This window comes from Francisella orientalis FNO12 (assembly GCF_001042525.2).
Taxonomy (GTDB): Bacteria; Pseudomonadota; Gammaproteobacteria; order Francisellales; family Francisellaceae; genus Francisella; species Francisella orientalis.
Genome location: NZ_CP011921.2, coordinates 453,231 through 477,319, shown reverse-complemented (window position 1 = coordinate 477,319; position 24,089 = coordinate 453,231). Strand labels below are relative to the sequence as shown.

Below are 24,089 nucleotides of genomic sequence, written 5' to 3'. Positions count from 1 at the left end.
TGATTTTTTTATTTTTTTGAAAGCTTATTAGACTAATTGAGAATAAATTTGATGTATTTTATCAGCAGCTGCATTCCAATCTACTTTTTGTTGCATCGCAGTTTTTCTAACCTTCTTCCAGTCTGCTTTACGATTATATAATGCGAATGCTCGGCGAATTGCTAAGGTTAGAGATTCCACACTAAACTCATCAAAAACAAATCCTGTAGCCGTACCATCAGCTAAATTCTCCAATGAAGAATCTGTCACAGTATCTACTAGACCACCGACTTTATGTACTAAAGGTAAAGTTCCATAAGTCAGACCATATAATTGTGTTAATCCACAAGGCTCAAAACGTGATGGTACCATTATCACATCAGAACCAGCAATTATACGATGTGCTTGCTCTTCATCATAACCAATTTGTACAGCTATTAATTTAGGAAATTTCTTAGCAGCAGCTAAAAATGCTTCTTCTAAAGCTTTATCACCACTTCCCAATAAAACAACTTGACCACCTCTACTAGTGATTTCACCTATTGCTTCAATTAAAAGGTTTAGGCCTTTTTGCTCAGTTAAGCGTGTTACAATTCCAAAAACTACCGCATCCTCTTTTTTCGCAAGCCCAATCATTGCTTGTAGAGCTGTTTTACATTTTGCTTTACCAACATTCGCTGTAGTAACTGAATAGTTAGCTTCTATAAGAGTATCTTTTTTAGGATTCCATACTTGAGGATCTACACCATTAAGCACTCCATACAAATCATTATGACGATCTGCCAGTAGTCCTTCTAATCCACATCCCTGCTCATAAGACTGAATCTCTTTAGCATATGTAGGACTTACTGTGGTAATCTTATCAGCAAAATACAAACCAGACTTCATAAAAGATACTTGACCATAGAACTCTAAACCATTCATACTCAAGAATATACCTGGTAAATCTAACTCCGCAAAAACACTCATTGGGAAAAGACCTTGATAAGCAAGGTTATGCACAGTGAATACCGTTTTTACAGCTTTTTTTCCAGACGCTAGTTCACTTGCTTTGATATAAGCAGGTACCAATCCTGCATGCCAATCATGACTATGAACAACTTCTGGTTTCCACTTAACATCCAAGCCTTCAGAAATTCTTGCTGCTACCCAGCCTAATAAAGCAAATCTAAGATAATTATCTGCATAAGCTTGATTGCTACTATCTGCATACGGATTACCTGGACGAGCAAATAGACTAGGCGCATCTATTACATATATGTCGATTTTAGTATTAGGAATCTTAGCTAAAAATATATTTATCTCTTCTGCACCAAAACGAGAAGGGATATTAATCAAAAGCTGTTTGTCCTTAATAGCATTCATAAATGCCGGAAATCCTGGAACCAAAACCCTCCTATCAACCCCAAAACTAGCTAATGCAGGAGGCAAAGCAGCTGTAACATCTGCAAGACCTCCAGTTTTTAGAATTGGATATAATTCACTACATACATGTAAAACGCGCATAAGCTTCTCTTATTTTTCTTTTAGTTCATCTATCATTTTTTTAGTTACTAGTACCACATTTTTATCGGTTCTGTAGAAGTTCTTAGCATCTTCTATAGGATCTTCACCAATAACCATACCAGCTGGAATATCACAGCCTTTATCAATCACAACTTTTTTCAGACGGCAATTTTCACCTACTACCACCTCAGGCATTATCACGCACTGATCAATCTCACAACCTGCTGAGACTCTAACTTTTGAGAACATCAGAGATTTAGAAATCTGTGACCCTAATACTATACATCCTCCAGATGTCAAAGTATTTGTAATAACACCATGATTACCCTTTCTATCTGGCACAAACTTAGCCGGAGGAAGCTGCTCTTGAGCTGTCCACACAGGCCAATCTTTATCATAGATATTCAACTCAGGCATATTAGCTGCTAGATCAAGGTTAGCTTCCCAGAATGCATCTATAGTACCGACATCTCTCCAATATGGTTCGACACCCTCACCTCTAGGCACACATGACATGCTAAATGGATGTGCTAAAGCTTGATTTTCACCAACCACTCTTGGGATTATATCTTTACCAAAGTCATGGCTTGATTCTTTGTCTGCAATATCTTCTTCAAGTAAATCATATAAATAGTCAGAATTGAATATATATATACCCATACTTGCATAACATCTATCAGTAGTGCCAGGAATTGTTGGTGCATTTTTTTTAGGTTTTTCGATAAAACTTGTAATTTCACGATCTTCATTAATACCCATAATACCAAATGCATACGCTTCTTCTTCAGCAATCTCAACACATCCTACAGTACACTTATAACCACTTTGAGCATGGTCTCTTAGCATTACTGAGTAATCCATTTTGTATATATGATCGCCAGCTAGAACTATGACATACTCCGGACCATAAGAACGTAGAATATCTATATTTTGGTATACAGCATCGGCAGTACCACGATACCAACTCTCTTCATCGACCCTTTGCTGAGCTGGTAATAAGTCTATAAACTCATTTAACTCACCGCGTAAGAAGCCCCAACCACGTTGGATATGACGAAGTAACGAGTGCGATTTATACTGTGTAACCACACCGATTCTTCTGATACCAGAGTTTAAACAATTTGATAGAGCAAAGTCTACGATTCTAAACTTACCACCAAAATAAACAGCTGGTTTAGCTCTGGTGTCTGTTAGATTATATAAACGAGAGCCACGTCCACCAGCTAATACTAGTGCTATCGCTTTTTTATATAATTGATGTGATGATGAATTATGATTATCCATGATAATTAACTCCTTAGTGCTAATGCATTTTTAAATTAAGTTACTACAGTTGGTTCAGTCATTCCTGTCAGAGATTTGATATTGGTTAAATCTCCAGCAATATCTATCAGACTAGCTAAAGCTTGTTGCGTAGGTATATTAAATTTAGAAGAATCCGACTCATATTTCTCTAAATATATACGTAAAGTAGCTCCCTGTGTTCCTGTGCCTGACAACCTAAACACAATTCGAGAACCATCTTCAAAAATAATTCTTATTCCTTGATGGTTAGAAACTGAACCATCTATTGGATCTGTATAACTAAAATCATCTACTTTAGCCACTTTTTCACCATTTAATTGAGTTCCTGCAAGACTAGATAGTTTATCTCTTAAAGAACTCATGATAGAGTTAGCAATCACAGCATCTATAGCTTCATAGTCATGTCTTGAATAGAAGTTACGACCAAATTTTTGCCAATGCTCCTCAACCAATTGATCAACCTGCTTGTCTGTTGCAGCAACTAAATTCAACCAGAACAATACTGCCCAAACCCCATCTTTCTCACGGATATGATCTGAACCTGTTCCATAACTCTCTTCTCCACATAGTGTGATTTTCTGAGCATCTAATAAATTACCAAAGAATTTCCATCCTGTTGGAGTCTCGAAACAAGGTAGACCTAATGACTCTGCCACCCTATCAACTGCTGTTGATGTAGGCATTGATCTGGCAACACCTTTAATTCCTTTTGAATATGCTGGTATAAGATGCGCATTTGCGGCCATAATTGCTAAACTGTCTGAAGGTGATACATCTATTTGTTTACCCACGATCATATTTCTATCAGCATCACCATCTGAAGCTGCGCCGAAATCATACTTACCATTACGCATATGCTTGACTAAATCTTCGGTATTGACAGGATTTGGATCTGGATGAAAACCACCAAAATCCTCAAGTGGTTCAGCATTGACAACTGTACCAGCTGGAGCTTGTAAAAGAGTCTCAAAAATATACTTTGCATAAGGACCAGATACCGCACTCATAGAGTCAAAACGTACCTTAAAGTCATTAGCAAATAGTTCACGAATCTTATCAAAATCAAATATTTGTTGCATTAACTCAGCATAATCAATCACTGATTTAATAACCTCGACGGTTGTATTTTCAATTTTGTATGTGCCTATCTTATTTAAATTAACACTATCTTTAAGCGCATCACTTATCAAGTATTGGTCAATCCTTTTAGTTTCTAAGAAAATTCTATCTGTAATTTTCTCAGGTGCTGGACCACCATTAGAAACATTATATTTGATACCAAAGTCTCCTTTTGGACCACCTGGATTATGACTAGCCGATAGTACAATACCACCAAAAGCTTGATACTTTCTGATAACACAGCTAACAGCTGGAGTAGAAAAGATACCTTTTTGGCCAACTATAATTTTACCAAACCCATTAGCTGCAGCCATTCTAACAATAATCTGTACAGCTACATCATTATAGTACCTACCATCACCACCAACAACTAGAGTCTTGCCTTGTATATCATCCAAAGAGTTAAATATAGATTGTACAAAACTCTCTAAATATCCTGGTTGCTGAAAAGCGGTAACTTTGTTACGCAAACCAGATGTCCCTGGTTTTTGATTTTCGAAAGGTTTAGTAGATACAGTCTGAATAGCCATTTCTTACCTTAGTTATTAAGTTAATTTAATGAATAAAATAAGCGACAATCCCTTACCAAATTTGGCATTAGGTAATAGCCTATACAATTCATCTTATCACTATATCTATGAATTTAAAATAACCAATAACTGTATTATTACTAAAATTATTTTTTATATTAATTATTCAGTTTACTAAGCTCTCATAAACTATTAAGATTGTAATTATAGAAATTTTTGGTGCTTGCAAGTACCCAGATTAGAAACCGCGTGGATTCTGTACTTTTTGATTAGGAGATTTTATGAAAAACGTAAATTCAAAACAAAATAATCACTCTACTATTGGCGAGCAAGATATTCATTTCTTCCACGAAGGTAAGCACATATATGCTTATGAGTTCATGGGTGCTCACAAGGCATCTGAAAATGGAATTGATGGTATTAGATTTACAACATGGGCTCCAAATGCAAAAAGTATTTGTGTGATTGGTGATTTTAACCACTGGCAAGTTGAAGATAAAAATTATATGAAACGTATCACCGATGCTGGACTATGGAGCATATTTATCTCAGATGTAAAAGATGGTGATAAATATAAATTTGTAGTCACAAATAAAGATACAAATCATTATGTATATAAAAGTGATCCTTATGCTTTTTTCTCAGAATTAAGACCAAATACTGCCTCTGTAATAAGTACACAAACAACATACAAATGGCATGATGAGAAATGGTTAAAAAAGCGTGCTACTGCTGACTACTATAATAGCCCAATGAACATCTACGAACTTCACTTAGCATCATGGAAAACTAAAGATAATAAGTTTATAACTTATGAGGAAATTGCTGAAGTATTACCCAAATATGTCAAGGATATGGGATACACGCATGTTGAGTTTATACCGCTACATGAGCATCCACTAGATGCTTCATGGGGTTATCAACCAACAGGTTTTTACTCAATTAATAGTCGTCATGGTGATTTAGTGGGTTTGAAACATCTAATTGATAAACTTCACACTCATGATATTGGTGTAATCTTAGATTGGGTACCAGGACATTTCTGCAAAGATCAGCATGGTTTGATCAACTTTGATGGTAGTGCATGTTACGAATACCAAGAGCCTACAAAAGCTATAAATAAAGGCTGGGGGACACATAATTTTGATCTAGGTAGAAATGAGGTCAAATGTTTCTTAATATCAAATGCCATGTACTGGATCAATAAATTTCATATCGATGGTCTTCGTGTCGATGCAGTATCGAATATCTTATATCTAAACTATGATAGAGAAGATGGTCAGTGGGTACCTAACATTCATGGTGAACATGAAAATTTAGAAGGTATTGCTTTCTTAAGAGAACTCAATGGTGTCTTAAAACATACTTGCAAAGGAGTAATCACAATTGCTGAAGAATCATCATCTTGGCCAAATATCTCCACACCTGTTGAACAAGGTGGTTTAGGATTTGATTTTAAATGGAATATGGGTTGGATGAACGATACACTACGCTACATTTCATTAGATCCTGTTTATCGCAAATATCATCACAACTTAATCACTTTCTCCATAGTGTATCATTACTCAGAAAAGTTTATTTTGTCTATCTCTCATGATGAAGTTGTACATGGTAAGAAATCATTGATAAATAAAATGTGGGGCGATCTGTGGAATAAGTATGCAGGACTTCGCTTATACTTATCATTTATGATTGGACATCCAGGTAAAAAACTCATATTTATGGGTAGTGAATTTGGTCAATTTATCGAATGGCGAGAGTATGAGCAGCTACAATGGCAAGTTATTGATGAATATCATACTCACAGGGAGACATTACGTTTCTTTAAGAAACTAAATGAATTCTATAAAGCTGAAACTGCGTTATGGGAATGTGATTATGATCACGAAGGCTTCCAATGGATTGATGCAAACAACTCTAAACAAAGTGTTTTGTCTTTTGTTAGATCAAACAGGGGTGGTAAAGAAAAGCTAATATTTGTCTGTAACTTCACTCCAGTAACATATTACGACTACCATATAGGTGTTCCTGATGCAGGATCTTATATTGAAGCATTTAACTCTGATGATCTTGAATTTGGTGGTTCTGGTCAACTTATTGCCGATGAAATATTTTCAACTCCTGAATCATCGCATGGTTTTGACAAAAGGATTACAATAAAAGTCCCTCCAATGGCCACTCTTGTTCTCAAACTCAAAAAATAAAGCTATAATGGCTTAACCAAATTATTCACAAACATATTAATTTAACTTAAAGTTGTAGATATGCAGTCATCAAATAATATATGGATAGAAAAAAATAATATTTTCGAAAAATTCAATGCCGAATATACACTCGATCAAGATCCAGATACAAATAGTATTAGATTTAGAATCAATGCTCAAGGCTTCTCATATGGATATGTTATAGGACATTTCAATCATTGGAAAAAAGAAGATAGATATAAACTTGTCTGGGAAGCAGATCCTGACGATGGTAGCCTATGGCTAACAAAAAATGTACTTAAAATCTCTAGTCTTATCAATGGTTCAAATCAATACTCTTTTGTATTAGTTGATTTAGAAGGTAATGAAAGAAGACTATCAGCAAGCAATCGTGCTTTTGAACCATTAACTTTCAATTGGTGTGTAAACCCTCAGATTCTTTCAATAAAGGCATCTGAAGACTATATAGTACCAGGTTATAAAATAGACCTAGTTGCAATAACAGAATCATTGACAAAAAAGAGAGGTATTGTAGATGTTACATGGCGAGTAGAACCTAAGTCAAAACTTATTGAAATCAAAAACGATCAACTAATTATAGATCCCGCAATAACTGATATTAGTGAGGTTAAAGTTTTCTGCAGTAGCAAAAACAATCCTAATCATAGAGCGGAAAGAGTTTTTAGAATAGCTAGAGAACCTAGAGAAGGTCAACTCGTTCATTTTGTCAAAAAGGATGATCAATACTTAGGACAAGATTTTAGTTGGGAATTATGGACATATGATGAAAAAGGCAAAACACGTCCTAAATCATTATCCAAAAAAAGCAATTTTGGCTTATATGCTGATTGTGTGAATAAGAATATTATTGCCCGTAAAAGAACATGGAATATGTATTGGCAAAATGATTGGGCTGAGCAAACAGGATCATTCAGAACAAATGAAGAGCATGATAATTTTTATATAGTTTATGGTGATTATGACATCTATACATCACTAAATGATGTTATTAACCGAACTAACGCTAGAATAAATTACGCCGTATTAGATGAACCTAATAAAATTGAGGCATACTTATCTGATACACCTCTTGTCGGTACTATATTTGAACTATGGATCAACTCAAAAAAAGTAACCCATGCGGTAAGTATTATCAAATATAAATCTAAAAAAGTTATATTTACTAATTTGCCTACAGATTTAAATCCTAGTGATTTAATAGAAATACGTGCAAATAATACCTTTATGCCAACGAAGGTGTGTATCGGAAACTTCTTGGATAAATATTACTATCCAAATGATGATATGGGAGTGACATTCTCTAATGATATTGTATCTTTTAGAATATGGGCTCCGACAGCAAAGCACGTTGAGCTTTTGATATATCATGAAGATGATAATGATAAGCATGAGATGCCTGATGATGCATTTAATCTAGTAGCTGAGCCAGAATATGGCACGCATAGTGTTAGCATTGCTAGGGAATTCTGTGAGAACAAGTTCTATTTATATAGATTTTATTTTGATGATATAGACTATCGTGGTAATAAATATACAAAAATAACTTATGCTATCGATCCTTATGCAGTTGGACTTGGTGCTAATGGTAGAAAAGGCTTTATACTAGACCTTAACTCCGAAGATCTTGCTCCCGAAAGCTGGAGAAATAGCTACTTCCATACACCTAAGAATCCTCAAGATACTATTATATACGAACTACATGTTAGAGATTTTACAATCAGCCCTGACAGTAATATCCCAGATAATATTCGTGGCAAATTCTTAGGCACAATATATGAAGGGTCTGAGATATCCAGCTCAAATGGTGAACTATCTGTTTCAACAGGTATAGATAGTCTTCATGAACTTGGTGTTACCCATGTGCATCTATTACCAATATTTGATTTCTCATCAGTTGATGAGTCAAATGCTAATATCAAAGATAATAGAAACTGGGGATATGATCCACAAAATTACAATGCTCCGGATGGAAGTTACTCTATCAACCCCTTTGATCCAACTCAAAGAATCAAAGGTGCTAGAGAGATGATTACAGGATTCCATAATAAGGGTATTGGTGTAATTATGGACATGGTTTATAACCATATGACTGATACATCGAACTTTGACAGTATCGTTCCAAAATACTATTTCAGAACAGATAGCTCAGGTCATTTTACTAATGGTTCTGGATGTGGTAATGAACTTGATACCGAAAAGCCAATGGTGCGTAAGTTTATTAAAGACTCAGTTCTACACTGGGTCAAAAACTATAAAATCAATGGCCTAAGATTTGACTTAATGGAGTTGATTGATCTTGATACTATCAAAGAAATTACCGAAGAAGTAAAACAAATAGATCCAGGCATTATAGTCTATGGTGAGCCATGGAAAGCTAGTGATTCCCCTCTTAGAAATGGTACATATAGAGGCACACAAAGAAATCAAGATTTCTCTGTATTTAACGATGCCTTTAGAGATACTATTCGAGGAAATAATAGTCCAGGTAATGGCTATGTTAATGGTGATGCTCATAATCCCGCTAATATTAGTAAAGTTATGGAAGGGTTAAAAGGGTCTATACATGACCTAACTGCTAATCCTAAAGAAACTATCAACTATGTTGATGCTCATGATAACTATACACTTTGGGATCAAATAGAGAAGAGTTTAAATAGAAATATACAAGCTGGTAACTATAGACAAAATATCCAAGAGAATATTTTTGACAGCCGTAGAGTTCGCCAAAATAGTTTAGCTCTTGGCATAGTACTGACATCACAAGGTGTACCATTCTTACATGGTGGTTGTGAATTTCTTAGAACAAAACAAGGTGATCATAACAGTTATAAAAGTAATGATGATATCAATGCTTTTCACTGGCAAGACAAGCTACAATACAAACCTTTTTTTGATTATGTAAAAGGACTTATAAAAATAAGAAAAGAGCACCCTGCCTTTAGAATGACTTCTCCTGAAGATATTAGTAAACATCTAATTGTTTCAGCAGCATATCATGATCTTCATTCTGGAGTTATCGTATCTCATCTTAAGGATAATGCTAACGGAGATATGTGGAAAAATATAGTTGTTGTGTATAATGCGACAGCTATAGATAACTATGATATCAATGATATTGTTCCTACTACAGAAACTAATGAATGGCATATTATTGCAAATCATGAAAGAGCTGGCACGGAGACTATCGAAAAAACAACAAAAGGTAAGCTCCCTCCACTTAGAGCATACTCAATGTTAATTATTCATAGCTAAGGAAACAAGATGTCAGATACTTTTAAAACTCCTCTTAATACTGAGACTAAGTTTTTGTTTTCTACTTCTAGTAGTAACTCTTCTATCCCACGACATAATACTGCCATACAAAAACCAGGCTTAAACCTTTGTTATTTTACATTTTTGGGTGATATAACTAGCCAAGACATATACAGATGCTATTAGAGCATCCTTTGTCAATGGTGGTACAGTAACAGCCCACAATGGTCTAAAATCAAAAGTAATACCATTTTTAGATTACATAGGGCCTCTAGCTAAAGAGACTTTAACTGTAAATACCATCATCAATAAAGATGGCAAACTTCATGGTTATAATACAGACTGTCACGGTTTACAAACAGCTCTTAGAAAAGGTATCAAAGCATCAAACAAAATTATCAACACCGCAGTAATCTATGGTAATAGTGGTGTTTCTGGTGTTGCTTTTAAAGTCCTACAAGACTTAGGCATTAAAGTAACTATAGTCGGTAGAAGTGCTGATAAAGTAGCTCAAAAAAGAAAAGAACTAGGTATAGAAAACATTCCTCACTTTGAAGGACCTTATGATCTAGTAGTAGATGCTACACCAATATCATCATCACCAGAGCTAGAGCAAAATACCAATTTATAGACTTGGTTAAAAATGCAAAAATTGTATTTTGTCATGCTATGCCTGAAAAAGATAATAAGAAAAACTATCTACTTGAGTATTGTAATAAAAAAGATATTTTCTATATCTCTGGTGAAGATATGTATATTAATCAGCTGATTAAACAATATATGATCTACTTTGAAAATCTCAATCAAAAGAAAATCTCTGAAGATGATATAATAAAAGCTTGGGATTTATAATTCAGCTACTTATTATATTTGATAATATCCAACCAATTAGAATAAAAAGTCTTTCTATCATTTTGCCATGAATAATTAATATTATTTTGGCTGTCATGTAGTTATATGGCTTATCTATATTATTGGTAGTTGCTTTATCTCTTAAATATTCTGCTTCTAAAGTATCTTGAGTATATTCTAGGTGATTAAACATATAGATAATATCATACTTTTTATCCGCTAAATAATCTAAGCCATCTATTGCTGATGCTATGATAACATCTGTATATTCCAATACTTTCTGATCTGTAATTTTGGTTTGTCGAGATATACAAGCTTTAAGCTCACAATCTATACCTTTTAGCAGTGGATGGTCATGTTTAATAGGCTTATGTTCATATACACCAAATAACTTATTTTCTAGACATTGTTTGTCTATACCATATAGCTAATTTAGACCAGCCTGAGCAGCTCAGCAAACTAACATCACAGATAATTTATACTCAAGGCTTTTTGAAATTATCTCACAAACTTCTAGATAGAAATCAACGTTCTCAAACTCTAATAACTAAACTGAAGCCCCTGTGATAATAATTCCATCTAAATCAGCAAAATCATAATCCTGCCAATTAGCATAATTTTCTTGCAAGTAACTCTCGCTAACTCTGGTACTAGGACGTACTAATGAATGAAAAAACACTAACTCAACAATTGTAGAATTATTATGAGAAAGTACATCTGCCCAGTGCTTTTAAGTTTCTTTGGCAGTCGGCATCAAGTTTACAATAGCTACTTTTAATCTTTTGATACTAGAGCTATTCTTGATACTAATCTCAGTTTGATAACTAAGCTGTAAGTCTCCAAAAAACTCAAATGACTTTTTTGCATTGATCGTCATACTGCACCTCCGAATAATCCAAAGCCTGCTTTAAATCCTCGATCAAATCATTAGCATCTTCTAAGCCGATTGATAATCTTACCAAACCATCGGATACTCCTGATTGTATACGCTCTTGTTCTGTTAACTGCGAATGTGTCGTTGAAGCCGGGTGTATAATCAAACTTCTAGCATCACCAATATTAGCGCAGTGCGTGAATAACTTTGTTTGCTCGACCAAGTTCTTGCCAGCCTCAAATCCCTCATTTAGCTCTATGGTTAGCAGTCCTGCAACACCTTTTGGAAAATATCTATTAGCCCAAAGATTATATGGAGAGTTAACAAGACCAGCATAATTAACTTTTCTAATCTTTGGCTGAGCATTTAAAAATTTTGCTACTTTTTCAGCATTTTTGATATGCTTGTCTAATCTTGCTCCTAATGTTTCTAGACCTTGTATAGTCAAAAAAGCAGTATGTGGACTAAGAGTAGCGCCTATATCTCGCAAACCAACTCCAAGCCCCCCCCTAACGGTAAAAGCCAACTTGCCAAAAGTTTCATGAAATGAAATATTATTATAAGATCTATCAGGTTTTGCTAATAAAGAAAATTTATCACTAGCTGACCAATCAAAAGTTCCTCCATCAACAACTGCACCACCGACTATAGAACCATTGCCACTTAAATATTTTGTCAAAGAATAAGAAACAATATCTGCACCATGTTCTAATGGATTTAATAAATAAGGTGTTGCAACAGTATTGTCAACTATCAATGGAATACCAGCTTCATGAGCAATTTTTGCAAGTGCTTTGATATCGGCAATAACTCCAGAAGGATTAGACTGAGACGCCATAAGTAATGCTTTGGTATTCTCTTGGATAGCATTTTCGACCTCATCTAATTTGTTTATATCAACTAAAATTGATTGCCAACGAAATTGTCTTGGAAATGTATGTGTCAATTGTGTTACTAAACCACCATACAAATATTTAGAAGCAACTATATGATCGCCACTTTGAAGTAGATTCAAGAAAATCAAAAGTTGTGCTGCATGCACTGATGAGCAGGCAAATCCTCCAGCAGCTCCATGAAGATTAGCTAGTCTAGAAGCATACTCATCTACTGTTGGATTAGTTAATCGTGAATATATACTACCAAACTCTTTTAATGCAAAAAGATTTGCTGCATGCTCTGTACTTTCAAATACAAAACTAGAAGTTTGATGTATATGTGTTTGTACAGACCCACTCTTTTCTGGTATAGAGCGATGTACGGCTAATGTTTCTAAAGAATATTTACTCATAGTTTTCTCCTACTTATAAAACTCTTTAGCTTGGGAGAAATCTGAGAGGGAAAGATGGAATAATCCAAAACACCTTTTAGCACATTACTTAGAATTATCTTTGTCAAACAATTATTTAACAAAATTTTGAAAAATTACTATCATTTATCTCTTGTGACAGGTCTAGCACCTAACTCTGACAATATGTAGTTATATAATGCTCTATGTACTTGATATGTTGGGTGAACATGATCCCAAAACGCATAATCTTAGGGATTATCGCACATGCTACCAGCATATCCTGCATCTATAACACTTTGCATTGATAGCTGCTCTAATAGATCATTCATTTTAACTTTAGAATCTGTTTTAGCGTTAGCCTCTAGGCTATTGTATGTACTATCAATATTAGACTTCTCAGATAAAAAATACCCTCCCAACCAACAAGAATCTTTGATATGATCCAAGCTTATAGTTACATTATATTTTTTATTAAAGCTCTTAGTATTATTTACCATTTTACCAAATACTGTAGCAATATCTATAAATTTCATTTTATGCTTATCTGCATACTCTCTTAAAATTTTGTTATGCTGTTTGTATATTTTTTTTGAGAACTTTCTCATTACTTAGTGATTTAGACTCTCCTATGATACTCAGATCAGGTAATCCAACAACCATTGTCTGTTTTGCTGCTACTTTTTCAATAGCATTGATGATACCATCTGTCACTTGCTTAACTACTCCATCAATATCCGTCATCTCTGGATTAGTAGTTAGGTAATCATTACCTCCGACAAAGAATATTGCCAAATTATCTTTTATATCATCATTAGCTTCTAGATTTAGATATAAGCCTACTTGATCATCTAAGACATACGGAGTGCTATTATCAGCCCACTCTGGAAACACTATAACCGAGCTACCACCTACTGCATAGTTACTCACGGGAATGTTATTCAAATAAAGCCTATTTGCAAATTGTTCTGACCATACCTCACCATTAGAAAACATCCCTCTATAATATGGTTCGATTTTGGTAAGAGTTGTAATGAATATTTATACAAATTACCTTTATCACTTAAGCTATCGCCAAATATCATTATTCTTTTGACACCAAATAATAAACTATCAAATATATCTAGCTCTTGATAACATACAGAAACTGTAAAAGTTGGTGTTATTAAGCTACCGTTTATCAATATTTTAAGGTTCACTGAATAGTTAGTCTAATAGTACTCATAACCATCATTGTGAAATTGATGATTTATTTCTATATTACCTTTTGGATCTTTAAATAAAGCTCGATTGACACCTTTTTGACCAAAATAAAAAAAACCTTTTGATAACTCATATTCGACAGAACCTGATGAATCTTTAGATTTAAAGCCAATATCATAATACGATGTTGTTGAATCCATAAAATTATCATTTGATAACTCTTTAGTCGTATAATATTGGTGTGGTTTTAGTATCTTTGTAAAAGTTAATTTGTTATTTTTATCTTTGAATAGTAAATACAGCATCTGTACTACAATTATTCTCAAACATTAGTTTAGTATGAGCATATCCAAAAGAATACTAGATATTTTTAAGAAAATGTTTCACATCTAATAGTTACAAAGAATTAGCATATAACAGAAATTATACACTAGTGAACATAAAAACTTTAGCTCTAAAAATATAACCACAGAAATATCAAAATTGTCATATCAGCAAATGTATGAGTAATGATAGGAGCAAGTAGCCCTTTGACTTTATATCTCATCACACCCAAAGCACAAGCATAGACAAAAGTCATCGCAAAACCAGTTAATCCATTAGGGAACCCTCCTGCATAATGAAATCCCGCAAATAAAAATGCTTGTAAAAATATTGCTCCGGAAACACTAAAAACTCTGCTTAATTCAGTTTGGATAATTCCTCTAAAAACAATCTCTTCAACAGTTGCATTTAGCAATGCCCCAATAGGTATTAGCATTAAAATTACAATAGTACTAAGCTTCTCAAGCTCTTGAGAAGTTGCAGCTCCAACGCCAGTTAATTCATTAGTTGATACTCCCCAAACTATCAAGCTTATTGAAGCTACTACAGATACAAGCGCTACTGCTAACCAGATTCTAATATCTTTTATTTCCCCAAAATCAAATAGCTCAAAAACCTGCTTTTTGTATATTAATACAGATATTAATAGTGTGATTAATAATGCTGCAAGCATTGGATTCTAATAAACGGGTACTATCAGATATATTGGTAACATTGATAAGATCAAAAACAGGTTCGAGTTAAAAGCCCTCTTATCGAAAATGATACTCAATATAAGTGATATAGCTGTACATAGTACTGCAAGTTTACTAAACAACTCATTTTGAAAATAGAAAGATAAAGTTATAAAAATTATATTTATTACAAATATAGTTTTGACTAGGTTAAGATTTTTAGACATGTATATATTTTTTTGATAAATCTACAAGGATTATAAAGAAGAATTACTTAGGCTGCCAAACGATATCAAGCTCTTTTGTAGCTTTGACATCATCAAGACGACGCGCTGGTAAATTATACGGAGCGCCTTTTAGATACTGAGGATCTTTCTTAGCAATATCTCTGATTTCTACCATTGCTTGGATAAACTTCTCCATACTATCAACATTTTCAGTTTCAGTAGGTTCTATCAACAAACATTCTGGTACTAATAGCGGGAAATACATAGTAGGAGCATGTACTCCTCTATCTATCAAACACTTAGCAAAATCAGTAGCTGTCACACCATAATTCTGAAATTCAGGTTTCAAAGTTACGATGAATTCATGAGAAGCTCTTCTATCAGGATAAGCGATCGTAAAGCCTTCTTCTTTTAAACGAGCCATCATATAGTTGGCATTTAGAGTAGCTATTTCAGATGCTTCTGTCAGACCATTACCACCAAGCATCGCACCATAGATATAAGCTCTAATTAATACACCAATATTACCGTTGAATGCAGACATTCTACCAATAGTATTTGGTACATCTTTTTCTTCTAACCATACAAGTTTATCATCTTTTTTACCAACCATTGGTATTGGCAAGAACTCTTTTAGCTTATCATTAACAGCTACAGGACCAGCACCTGGACCGCCACCACCATGAGGAGTTGCAAAAGTTTTGTGTAAGTTCATATGAAGAACATCAAAGCCCATATCACCAGGACGAGCTTTACCCATGATCGCATTCAAGTTCGCGCCATCATAGTACAATAGACCACCTGCTTCATGGACTTTCTTAGCTATTACAGCAATATTTCTTTCAAATACACCTACTGTTGATGGATTAGTTAGCATGATACCAACTGTCTTTGGACCAAGTACTTTGTCTAATGCTTCTAGATCAATATCACCACATCTCTTAGTTGGAATCTCAATAACTTTTAAACCACAAACTTTTGCAGTAGCTGGATTAGTACCATGGGCAGCATCTGGTACGATGATTTCATCACGTTCGAAATCACCACGCTTGTGATGATATGCTTTAATCATAGCTACACCTGCAAACTCACCTTGAGCACCAGCCATAGGAGCTAATGATACGCCTGTCATACCAGTTAGCTCTTTGATTAAGTCTTGTAAATCATATAGACATTCAAGAGTACCTTGTACACTTTGAGCACTTGCATAAGGGTGTCTTTCTAAAAATCCAGCTAATGAAGCATACTTATGCGCAGCTCGCGGATTGTATTTCATAGTACAAGAACCTAATGGATAAAAGTTTGTATCTATACAAAAGTTCTTGCGTGAAAGTTGTGTATAGTGTCTAACAACATCTAGCTCAGCTTGCTCTGGAAGTATTGGTTTCTTAGTACGTAGCATATCTGTAGGGATATTTGAAACATCACCTTTTTTGCTAGGCATTACAGATGGCGAGTTTTTACCTCTAGTTTTTTCAAAAATAACCATTTAAATTAACCTCCTATCCTAGCTAAAACTTTTTTAGTAGCTTCTATATACTTTTTGATATCTTCAGATGTATGAATCTCTGTAGCACAAACCATAATAGAGTTAGCTAAATCACTATGATACTCACCTAAGAAGTAACCTGCATCTATACCTTCTTTTTCCATCTCTGTAACAAAAATTTCAGCATTTACAGGTAAATCAATAACAACCTCATTAAAGAATATATTATCAAATCTAGCATTTACTCCATCTAGTTTAGATAATTCATTTGCTAGCTTAGTAGTATTTTCATGAGATATACTTGCTACTCTTTCTAAACCTTCTGCACCTAGTAAGCTCATATAAATAGTCGCAGCTGTTACCATTAAGCCCTGGTTAGTACAGATATTTGAAGTAGCTTTCGCACGACGGATATGCTGCTCTCTAGCTTGTAGAGTTAAGCAAAAACCTTCATTACCGTCTAAGTCAACTGTTCTACCAACTATACGACCTGGCATTTGACGTACATGAGCCATCTTACAAGTCATAAAACTAAAATATGGTCCACCAGAAGCTAAAGGTACTCCCAGAGGTTGACCTTCACCACATACTATATCAGCACCATTTTCACCCCATTCTGCAGGTGATTTTAATATTGCTAGTGACATAGGATTAGTCACGGCAATAACCAAAGCACCATGCTTATGTGCCCAATTTGTAATCCCATCAACATCAGCTATTTGACCTAAGAAATTAGGACTTTGGATAACTACAGCTGCATAATTGGTATTCGCAAAATCTTCCAACTTAGTAATATCTGTCTTACCATTTTTAGAATCAAGATTAACGATATCAAACTCAATACCTTGATGCTTTGTAATAGTTTCTAATACTCTTAAATAGGTTGGGTGCAAAGCTTCAGCAATCAAAATCTTTTGGGATTTAGCTTTTTTATTTGAGCGAATCGCCATAAGTACAGACTCTGCCAAAGCAGTCGCTCCATCATACATAGATGCATTTGAAGCATCCATACCTGTTAAGCCAGCCATCATAGTTTGGAACTCATATATAACCTGTAAGCCACCTTGAGAAGCCTCCGCCTGGTATGGCGTATATGCTGTATAGAACTCTCCCCTGCCAACAATATCCCATATAGCAGATGGTATATAGTGACTATATGCCCCAGCTCCTATAAAGTTTGTATTATGATGATTTTTATTAGCTCTTTTTCTCATTTGATTTGCTAGTTGAATCTCATTGATTCCATCTTTAATCTTAAAAGTATCTGCTCTTAACTGGGCTGGAATTTCATCAAATAACTGATCTATAGAGCTTACACCTATAGTACCAAGCATTTTTTCTATCTGCTCAGGTTTATGTGGAATAAAAGACATATTTCCTCCATGTCTTCGTATATAGAATTTTATAAAGGACTAAATAGAAACTCTAAAAGTCTATAATTAGTCTTCAAGAATTTTTGCATAAGCATCTGCAGATAATAGATCTGCCAGCTGAGATTCATCAGAAATTTTAAGTTTGAATAACCATCCATCTCTATATGGTGCATGATTTACTTGAGAAGGATCATCACTTAGAGATTCATTCACCTCAATAACCTCACCATCAAGAGGAGCATACACATCAGAAGCTGCTTTCACAGATTCAACGACACAAGTATCATCACCAGCTGAGAAGTCCTCTCCAATTTCTGGTAACTCAACATATACTAAATCACCTAATAAAGACTGCGCATGTTCAGTAATACCTACAGTAACCTCATCACCATCTACTTTTACCCACTCATGAGATTTTGTGTATTTTAATTCATTAGGAATATTTGACATTTTATACCTCCGTATTGACTACGATTAATTATTGTTGTGAAAATATTTATTTTTTAAATCAAAGATTGCCCATTCTTGACAAACTTTGCCTTAACTAATTCTACCTCTAGTTCCTTACCGCGTATATTGACGACCGGATTGGCACCTTCTTTAGGTACATAAGCTAATGCTATAGCTACTTTAAGAGTAGGTGAAAAACTACCACTTGTTATATACCCTTTTTCGCCATTATCAAAATCAATCTCTTGACCCGCTCTAAGCACTCCTTTTGACTTTAGAACAACTCCTGTCCACTTAGTAGTTATACCATGTGACTTTTTCGCAAGATATGCTTTTTTTCCAATAAAATCTCTATTCTCATCAGATAAATCAACACTCCAACTGAGACCTCTCTCTAGAGGAGTTGTAGCTGTATTCATATCTGATCCATATAGGTGCATTCCTGCCTCTAAGCGCAAAGTATCTCGAGCACCTAACCCTGCCGGCTCAGCACCATTTTCTAATAAATTATCCCAAAAATCTGCTACTTGATCTGCTGGCAGCATTATTTCAAAACCATCTTCACCAGTGTAACCAGTACGAGCAAACATCCAATTACTAAAAAACTTAAATGTAAAAGGCTTTAGCTTAGCTATTTCTTCTGCGATCTCTGTAGTTACAGTATGCTTAACAATCTCTACTGCTTTTGGGCCTTGTACAGCAACTATCGCAAGATTTTGTTGTGGCGTTATTGTAACATCTAAATCTTGAGAGTTCTCTTTAAACCATGCTACATCTGACTCTCTATTGCCAGCATTGACAACTATTCTGAAATTCTCTGAATCAATCTTATATGTAATAAGATCATCAACGATACCTGCTTGATGATTTAGCATACAGCCATACTGTGCTTTGCCTGCTTCTAGCTTAGCAACATCATTAGCTAAGATATGACGCAAGAACTTTTCGGCATCTTTACCTTGAATATCAACAGCTAGCATATGTGATACATCAAAGACACCACAGTTCTCTCTAACATTATTGTGCTCTTGAATTTGTGAACCATAGTTAATTGGCATTGACCATCCAGAAAAGTCTACCATTTTAGCATTTGCTGCTAAGTGTGATTCATAAAGAGGAGTTTTAAGCATTTTCCCACCTAAAATTAGACTCGATAAGCAACACTATACATTTTTTTTAGCTAATTATAAGCATTTTATTTCAAAAAAATCTAATATTAATCATCAATCACTTTGATATATAATTTACCATCTTTTGCTCTCTCTGGTCCATGTATATCTGTATCAAATCCTGGCAGCATTGATCCTATCTTCTCTAACATCAATAAGAAATCTAATATTACCTTAGATTCTTCAGTAACTTTTTCGCCTGGGAATATCACTGGTATACCTGGTGGATATGGTAATATCATCACGGCTGAGGTCTGTCCATATAGCTCTGCTAACGGGACTTTTTTGACTTTACCTTTTAGTAATTTCTGAAAAGCTCTATGAGGATTAAGTTGCTGTTCAGGTAACACATTAAAGGCATGGTACATAAGATTAGGAAGATTAGCTTCTTTCATATACTGGTGTAATCTTTCACTAACTTCTTGGATTCTCATATCTTTATAGAACTTAGGATCTTCAGCATATAATGTTGGTAGCATCTTCTCAACTAATGTATTTTCATCATACATTTGTTTGAATTTATTAAGTACCGATATTAGCCTTACTGATTTTGCTTTTGTAGTGCCTAAACTAAAGATAAACAACAATGAATAAGGTCCTGATTTCTCAACTACAATATCATGCTCATCTAAAAACTTAGCTACTATATCTGCTGGTACACCCCAATCTTGGACATCATTATCTTTTATACCTGGAGTTAAGATTGTTATCTTAATCGGGTCTAATGAAAGAAAATCTCCATCTATATTTTTAAATCCATGCCATTTATCAGCATTTCTTAATAACCACGCCTCTTTATTAGAAATATTATCAGGTTGCCAAACATCAAAGAACCAATCACCAGCCTCTGATCTAAGCTTGACTAGCTCTCGTCTAAAATCTATCGCTAGATTAATAGTTTTATCGATAAGATTATATCCCTGCTCACCCTCCATCATTGCTGCTGCCGTCTCAACACTAGCAACTATTGGATAAAAAGGAGATGTTGAAGTATGCATCATATATGCTTCATTTAAAACTTCATCGTTATAATCACCTTTTATGTGCAACATTGATGACTGACTGAAGGCCGCTAAAAGTTTGTGAGTGGATTGTGTCTCAAAGATTATATGCTCTGGCTTTGGTTCAATCTGCATCGCAGACTTATGCTTATAGATTGGATGAAATATCGCGTATGGTATCCAAGCACTATCAAAATGTAACTTTTTAACATCTAGTTCATGATGAATAGTATCTGTATTATATAAAATACCATCATAAGTTGAATTTGTAACAACAGCATATTCAGGCCATTTATCTGCAATGCTACTATTATCAATTTTTTCTTGGATAGTTTGGTGCTGAAATTCTTCTTTAGGTATACCACCAATTATGCCATAAGCATTTCTTGTTGGTTTTAGATATATTGGATTAACATCTACCATCATCATTAGGTGTGTAACTGATTTATGGCAATTTCTATCAACAAGAATTGTATCGCCATCGGCAACACTATACATACCTACTATTTTATTAGCTGTTGATGTTCCGTTAGTAACAATTAACGATCTATCAGCTTGGAAAACTTTTGCGACATACTCTTCGGCATCTTTATGAGCCTCAGAATGATCTAATAAACTTCCTAGCTCTTTCATTGAAATAGATAAGTCTGTCTTAAAAATATTCTCGCCATAAAAATCATAGAATAATGCGCCTACTGCCGAACGCTGAAAACCGTAGCCTCCTTGGTGACCTGGAGTACAGAATGATGAGTTAAACGATTTAGAATATTTAAACAACTCATAAGTTAAAGGTGGCAAAATATCATTGAAGTAGTTTGTAATAGTTCTATGAATAAAATCAGAATCCTCACCAGCTAAAGCATCATACTGTAAAAAGTTAATATTTAAATTAAAATCACGTAAATTAAGTTTGATACTTTGGCTATAATCAGAAACCACAAATACTGGTAGTTTAGTGTTAAGATGAGCAATATTATGAAATGCTTCAATACTAAAACTAGTTCTATCAAGCACAATACAACATATTCTTGAATTATCCTCAAGAATCTCTACAACCTCAGATAAATCATCTACTGTTAAAGTATGATATTCATAACTTTGTAAATCTTTTTCAATCTTTAGTAAGAACTTTTCTTTATAGGATTTTAAAGTGTCTTTATATACAAATACAATTGTCTTCATCAGCTTTACCACTTATAGACTATATACTTATGCAGTATACTAAAAGTGAATCAGATAAAAATATTTTTTACTAATGAAAATCAATAAATAATGATTTAGTTGGCATGTTCAACTAATTCTAACTCGCCATCTACTAATCTATAGATTTTATTCATACGACTAGCTAGTCTCTCATCATGTGTGACAATTACAAAGCTAGTTCCAAAATCATCACTAAGCTGCTGCATCAAAGCAAATATACTTTCAGATCTTTGACTATCTAAGTTTCCTGTAGGCTCATCTGCTAAAATACAGTTAGGATTGGTAACTAATGCTCTAGCAATGGCAACTCTTTGGCGCTCACCACCCGAAAGCTCAGCAGGCTTGTGATGTGCACGATGTTCTAAACCAACTTTTGTTAGAATTTCATTAGCAAGCTTTATTGACTCTTTTTTTGTATACTTTTTGGTAATAGCTAATGGAATCATTACATTCTCAATAGCTGTAAATTCCGGCAACAAATGATGTAACTGATAGATAAAGCCTAAATGCTTATTTCGCATCTTTGCACGCTTATTAACAGATTGATTATCAAATCTCTCGCCCATAAGCATTACTTCACCTGAGCTACACTTATCTAGTCCACCCAAAACATTTAGCAATGTTGTCTTACCTGATCCTGATAGACCCAATATAGCAACCTTCTCTCCTTTATTAATTTCAAGGTTTACATTTTTTAGTATAGCTATATCTGTTTTGAATTCTATGTAACTTTTTGAGACATTTTTACAACTTAAAACTATATTACTCATATCTAAGTGCCTCCACTGGTTGAACCTTAGAAGCACTCCAAGCTGGATAAAGTGTAGCTAAGAAACTTAAAAACATAGAAACTAAAGTAACCTTAAATGCATCAGACCACATAAGCTCCGATGGAATATAATTAATTAGATACACGCTAGCACTCAAGAATTGTCTCCCTGTAACATGCTGAATGAAATTAACAATCTCTGTGGCATAAGTCGATAGTAAAATTCCCAATAGAACTCCTATAATCGTACCAATTAAACCAATTATAAATCCTTGGTAGATAAACACCGTTATAATTTGTCTTGATGACATCCCCATAGTTCTAAGGATTGCAATATCACTTCGCTTATCAGTCACAACCATAACCAAAGAGGATAATAGGTTAAATATAGCAACCGTAATTATCAGCAATAGGATAAAGAACATCATTGTCTTTTCCATTTTTAAAGCATCAAAGAAAGATTTGTTCTCATCAGTCCAATCACGAGTGAAATAATATGGAGCTATAGCACCATCATTAAGCTTATTTTTTACAAGTGGCGCATCATAGATATTTTTTAGACCTAGCTGAAGAGATGATACTGAATTACCAGTTTCAAATACTTTTTGGGCATTTTTAATATTAATCATCGCATAATAAGCATCATATTGATAACTTACTAAGAATATACCTGATACTGTAAACTGTTTAATTCTAGGAATCATTCCAGCTGGTGTTAAGCTTATTTTAGGAACTATTAAAGTAACTTTATCTCCTATGCTAACACCTAAACTATTTGCTAGTGCACTACCTAAAACAATATTATAGCCCTCATTATCATCCAATGATGATAACTTACCTTCTATGATATGATCACCAATTGGTAACACCTTAGTTTGATATTTTGGTTCTATACCTTGTATCTGTACAAAAGCAGTTGTACTACCACCATTATTTGCACTTAACAATCCTTGAGACTCCACGATAGGAGCTACTGCTGTAACACTAGGCGCACTTTTCTCAACTTCTTTTGCTAATTTTGGCCAATCAGTAACTTGCCCACCCATTTGATATACTTTCAAAGGTGGTACCATCATCAAAATTCTATTTTTGATTTGCTGATCAAAACCATTCATCACAGACATTACTGTAATCAAGACAGTAACTCCCAAAGATATACCCAAAAAAGATATAGCAGAAATAATAGATATAAACCGATTACGCTTCTTAGCACGGATATATCTTAACCCTATAAAAAGAGGAAGACTTCTAAACATTTAAGCTTTGTTTTGCAAATAAAA

The 24,089-nt window shown here is 34.3% G+C and carries 20 protein-coding genes and 1 pseudogene; 3 read left to right on the top strand and 18 right to left on the bottom strand.

Annotated elements, in window-relative coordinates; genetic code table 11:
• Positions 1-27 precede the first annotated feature (27 nt).
• Genes glgA through FNO12_RS02550 form a run of 3 tightly spaced genes read right to left on the bottom strand, consistent with a single transcriptional unit; the run spans position 28 to position 4,439 of the window.
• The gene (gene glgA, locus FNO12_RS02560; protein WP_014715057.1) at positions 28-1,485 is read right to left on the bottom strand and encodes a glycogen synthase GlgA; all 1,458 of its coding nucleotides are present in this window, start codon (positions 1,483-1,485) and stop codon (positions 28-30) included.
• 9 nt (positions 1,486-1,494) lie between these two features.
• On the bottom strand, positions 1,495-2,769 hold the full coding sequence (gene glgC, locus FNO12_RS02555; protein WP_014715056.1) for a glucose-1-phosphate adenylyltransferase: 1,275 nt from the start codon (positions 2,767-2,769) through the stop codon (positions 1,495-1,497).
• Positions 2,770-2,804: 35 nt separating this feature from the next.
• The gene (locus tag FNO12_RS02550; protein WP_014715055.1) at positions 2,805-4,439 is read right to left on the bottom strand and encodes an alpha-D-glucose phosphate-specific phosphoglucomutase; all 1,635 of its coding nucleotides are present in this window, start codon (positions 4,437-4,439) and stop codon (positions 2,805-2,807) included.
• 281 nt (positions 4,440-4,720) lie between these two features.
• On the opposite strand from FNO12_RS02550, the gene glgB reads away from it, so the two are divergent.
• From glgB to FNO12_RS02535, 3 genes and pseudogenes are all read left to right on the top strand, one after another.
• Positions 4,721-6,643 (top strand): 1,4-alpha-glucan branching protein GlgB, encoded by a 1,923-nt coding sequence (gene glgB, locus FNO12_RS02545; protein ID WP_014715054.1) that lies wholly within the window; start codon positions 4,721-4,723, stop codon positions 6,641-6,643.
• 60 nt (positions 6,644-6,703) lie between these two features.
• Complete coding sequence (gene pulA, locus FNO12_RS02540) at positions 6,704-9,916, top strand: type I pullulanase (RefSeq protein ID WP_014715053.1); 3,213 nt, start codon at positions 6,704-6,706, stop codon at positions 9,914-9,916.
• Between the two features lie 54 nt (positions 9,917-9,970).
• Positions 9,971-10,768 (top strand): annotated as a pseudogene (locus FNO12_RS02535) (shikimate dehydrogenase family protein).
• Between the two features lies 1 nt (position 10,769).
• Here the strand turns inward: FNO12_RS02535 and FNO12_RS11715 are convergent.
• The 15 genes from FNO12_RS11715 to FNO12_RS02480 all read right to left on the bottom strand — a co-directional run bounded on the left by FNO12_RS11715 (position 10,770) and on the right by FNO12_RS02480 (position 24,065).
• The gene (locus FNO12_RS11715) at positions 10,770-11,186 is read right to left on the bottom strand and encodes a homoserine O-acetyltransferase/O-succinyltransferase family protein (RefSeq protein WP_306821483.1); all 417 of its coding nucleotides are present in this window, start codon (positions 11,184-11,186) and stop codon (positions 10,770-10,772) included.
• Positions 11,187-11,315: 129 nt separating this feature from the next.
• Positions 11,316-11,447 (bottom strand): hypothetical protein, encoded by a 132-nt coding sequence (locus FNO12_RS11710; protein ID WP_335589250.1) that lies wholly within the window; start codon positions 11,445-11,447, stop codon positions 11,316-11,318.
• Positions 11,448-11,498: 51 nt separating this feature from the next.
• Complete coding sequence (locus tag FNO12_RS10185; RefSeq protein ID WP_030003377.1) at positions 11,499-11,645, bottom strand: hypothetical protein; 147 nt, start codon at positions 11,643-11,645, stop codon at positions 11,499-11,501.
• Positions 11,617-12,930 carry an O-acetylhomoserine aminocarboxypropyltransferase/cysteine synthase family protein gene (locus FNO12_RS02525; protein WP_030003376.1) on the bottom strand — a complete coding sequence of 438 codons (1,314 nt, stop codon included), beginning with the start codon at positions 12,928-12,930 and terminating at the stop codon, positions 11,617-11,619. Before FNO12_RS02525 ends, FNO12_RS10185 begins: the two co-directional genes overlap by 29 nt.
• A 248-nt stretch (positions 12,931-13,178) precedes the next feature.
• Positions 13,179-13,463: a hypothetical protein gene (locus tag FNO12_RS10180; RefSeq protein ID WP_234385429.1), complete on the bottom strand. Its 285-nt coding sequence runs from the start codon at positions 13,461-13,463 to the stop codon at positions 13,179-13,181.
• A 34-nt stretch (positions 13,464-13,497) separates the two neighbouring features.
• Positions 13,498-13,923 (bottom strand): SGNH/GDSL hydrolase family protein, encoded by a 426-nt coding sequence (locus FNO12_RS10175; protein WP_030003374.1) that lies wholly within the window; start codon positions 13,921-13,923, stop codon positions 13,498-13,500.
• Positions 13,924-14,138: 215 nt separating this feature from the next.
• The gene (locus FNO12_RS10170; protein ID WP_030003373.1) at positions 14,139-14,435 is read right to left on the bottom strand and encodes a hypothetical protein; all 297 of its coding nucleotides are present in this window, start codon (positions 14,433-14,435) and stop codon (positions 14,139-14,141) included.
• Positions 14,436-14,584: 149 nt separating this feature from the next.
• Entirely contained in the window at positions 14,585-15,127 is a 543-nt protein-coding gene (locus FNO12_RS02515; RefSeq protein WP_014715050.1) for a CPBP family intramembrane glutamic endopeptidase, read from the bottom strand.
• Positions 15,128-15,398: 271 nt separating this feature from the next.
• Positions 15,399-16,844 carry an aminomethyl-transferring glycine dehydrogenase subunit GcvPB gene (gene gcvPB, locus FNO12_RS02510; protein ID WP_014715049.1) on the bottom strand — a complete coding sequence of 482 codons (1,446 nt, stop codon included), beginning with the start codon at positions 16,842-16,844 and terminating at the stop codon, positions 15,399-15,401.
• A 5-nt stretch (positions 16,845-16,849) separates the two neighbouring features.
• Complete coding sequence (gcvPA, locus tag FNO12_RS02505; protein ID WP_014715048.1) at positions 16,850-18,217, bottom strand: aminomethyl-transferring glycine dehydrogenase subunit GcvPA; 1,368 nt, start codon at positions 18,215-18,217, stop codon at positions 16,850-16,852.
• 66 nt (positions 18,218-18,283) lie between these two features.
• Positions 18,284-18,667, bottom strand: a complete 384-nt coding sequence (gene gcvH, locus FNO12_RS02500) for a glycine cleavage system protein GcvH (RefSeq protein ID WP_014715047.1) — start codon at positions 18,665-18,667, stop codon at positions 18,284-18,286.
• Positions 18,668-18,720: 53 nt separating this feature from the next.
• Positions 18,721-19,797, bottom strand: coding sequence for a glycine cleavage system aminomethyltransferase GcvT (gene gcvT / locus FNO12_RS02495; RefSeq protein WP_014715046.1), 1,077 nt, complete (start codon positions 19,795-19,797; stop codon positions 18,721-18,723).
• A gap of 86 nt (positions 19,798-19,883) precedes the next feature.
• Positions 19,884-22,019, bottom strand: coding sequence for a lysine decarboxylase LdcC (locus FNO12_RS02490; protein ID WP_014715045.1), 2,136 nt, complete (start codon positions 22,017-22,019; stop codon positions 19,884-19,886).
• A gap of 95 nt (positions 22,020-22,114) precedes the next feature.
• Positions 22,115-22,810 (bottom strand): lipoprotein-releasing ABC transporter ATP-binding protein LolD, encoded by a 696-nt coding sequence (gene lolD / locus FNO12_RS02485; RefSeq protein ID WP_014715044.1) that lies wholly within the window; start codon positions 22,808-22,810, stop codon positions 22,115-22,117.
• On the bottom strand, positions 22,803-24,065 hold the full coding sequence (locus FNO12_RS02480) for a lipoprotein-releasing ABC transporter permease subunit (RefSeq protein ID WP_014715043.1): 1,263 nt from the start codon (positions 24,063-24,065) through the stop codon (positions 22,803-22,805). Before FNO12_RS02480 ends, lolD begins: the two co-directional genes overlap by 8 nt.
• Positions 24,066-24,089: the final 24 nt, after the last annotated feature.

Excerpts from the sequence above, each read along its gene's own strand:
- glgA (WP_014715057.1), bottom strand. The coding sequence starts at position 1,485 with ATGCGCGTTTTACATGTATGTAGTGAATTATATCCAATTCTAAAAACT.
- pulA (WP_014715053.1), top strand. The coding sequence starts at position 6,704 with ATGCAGTCATCAAATAATATATGGATAGAAAAAAATAATATTTTCGAA.
- gcvH (WP_014715047.1), bottom strand. The coding sequence starts at position 18,667 with ATGTCAAATATTCCTAATGAATTAAAATACACAAAATCTCATGAGTGG.
- FNO12_RS02490 (WP_014715045.1), bottom strand. The coding sequence starts at position 22,019 with ATGAAGACAATTGTATTTGTATATAAAGACACTTTAAAATCCTATAAA.
- glgC (WP_014715056.1), bottom strand. The coding sequence starts at position 2,769 with ATGGATAATCATAATTCATCATCACATCAATTATATAAAAAAGCGATA.
- FNO12_RS10180 (WP_234385429.1), bottom strand. The coding sequence starts at position 13,463 with ATGAAATTTATAGATATTGCTACAGTATTTGGTAAAATGGTAAATAAT.
- lolD (WP_014715044.1), bottom strand. The coding sequence starts at position 22,810 with ATGAGTAATATAGTTTTAAGTTGTAAAAATGTCTCAAAAAGTTACATA.
- FNO12_RS02525 (WP_030003376.1), bottom strand. The coding sequence starts at position 12,930 with ATGAGTAAATATTCTTTAGAAACATTAGCCGTACATCGCTCTATACCA.
- FNO12_RS02480 (WP_014715043.1), bottom strand. The coding sequence starts at position 24,065 with ATGTTTAGAAGTCTTCCTCTTTTTATAGGGTTAAGATATATCCGTGCT.
- FNO12_RS10175 (WP_030003374.1), bottom strand. The coding sequence starts at position 13,923 with ATGTTTTCTAATGGTGAGGTATGGTCAGAACAATTTGCAAATAGGCTT.
- gcvPB (WP_014715049.1), bottom strand. The coding sequence starts at position 16,844 with ATGGTTATTTTTGAAAAAACTAGAGGTAAAAACTCGCCATCTGTAATG.
- FNO12_RS10170 (WP_030003373.1), bottom strand. The coding sequence starts at position 14,435 with ATGCTGTATTTACTATTCAAAGATAAAAATAACAAATTAACTTTTACA.
- gcvPA (WP_014715048.1), bottom strand. The coding sequence starts at position 18,217 with ATGTCTTTTATTCCACATAAACCTGAGCAGATAGAAAAAATGCTTGGT.
- FNO12_RS10185 (WP_030003377.1), bottom strand. The coding sequence starts at position 11,645 with ATGACGATCAATGCAAAAAAGTCATTTGAGTTTTTTGGAGACTTACAG.
- glgB (WP_014715054.1), top strand. The coding sequence starts at position 4,721 with ATGAAAAACGTAAATTCAAAACAAAATAATCACTCTACTATTGGCGAG.
- FNO12_RS02550 (WP_014715055.1), bottom strand. The coding sequence starts at position 4,439 with ATGGCTATTCAGACTGTATCTACTAAACCTTTCGAAAATCAAAAACCA.
- gcvT (WP_014715046.1), bottom strand. The coding sequence starts at position 19,797 with ATGCTTAAAACTCCTCTTTATGAATCACACTTAGCAGCAAATGCTAAA.
- FNO12_RS02515 (WP_014715050.1), bottom strand. The coding sequence starts at position 15,127 with ATGCTTGCAGCATTATTAATCACACTATTAATATCTGTATTAATATAC.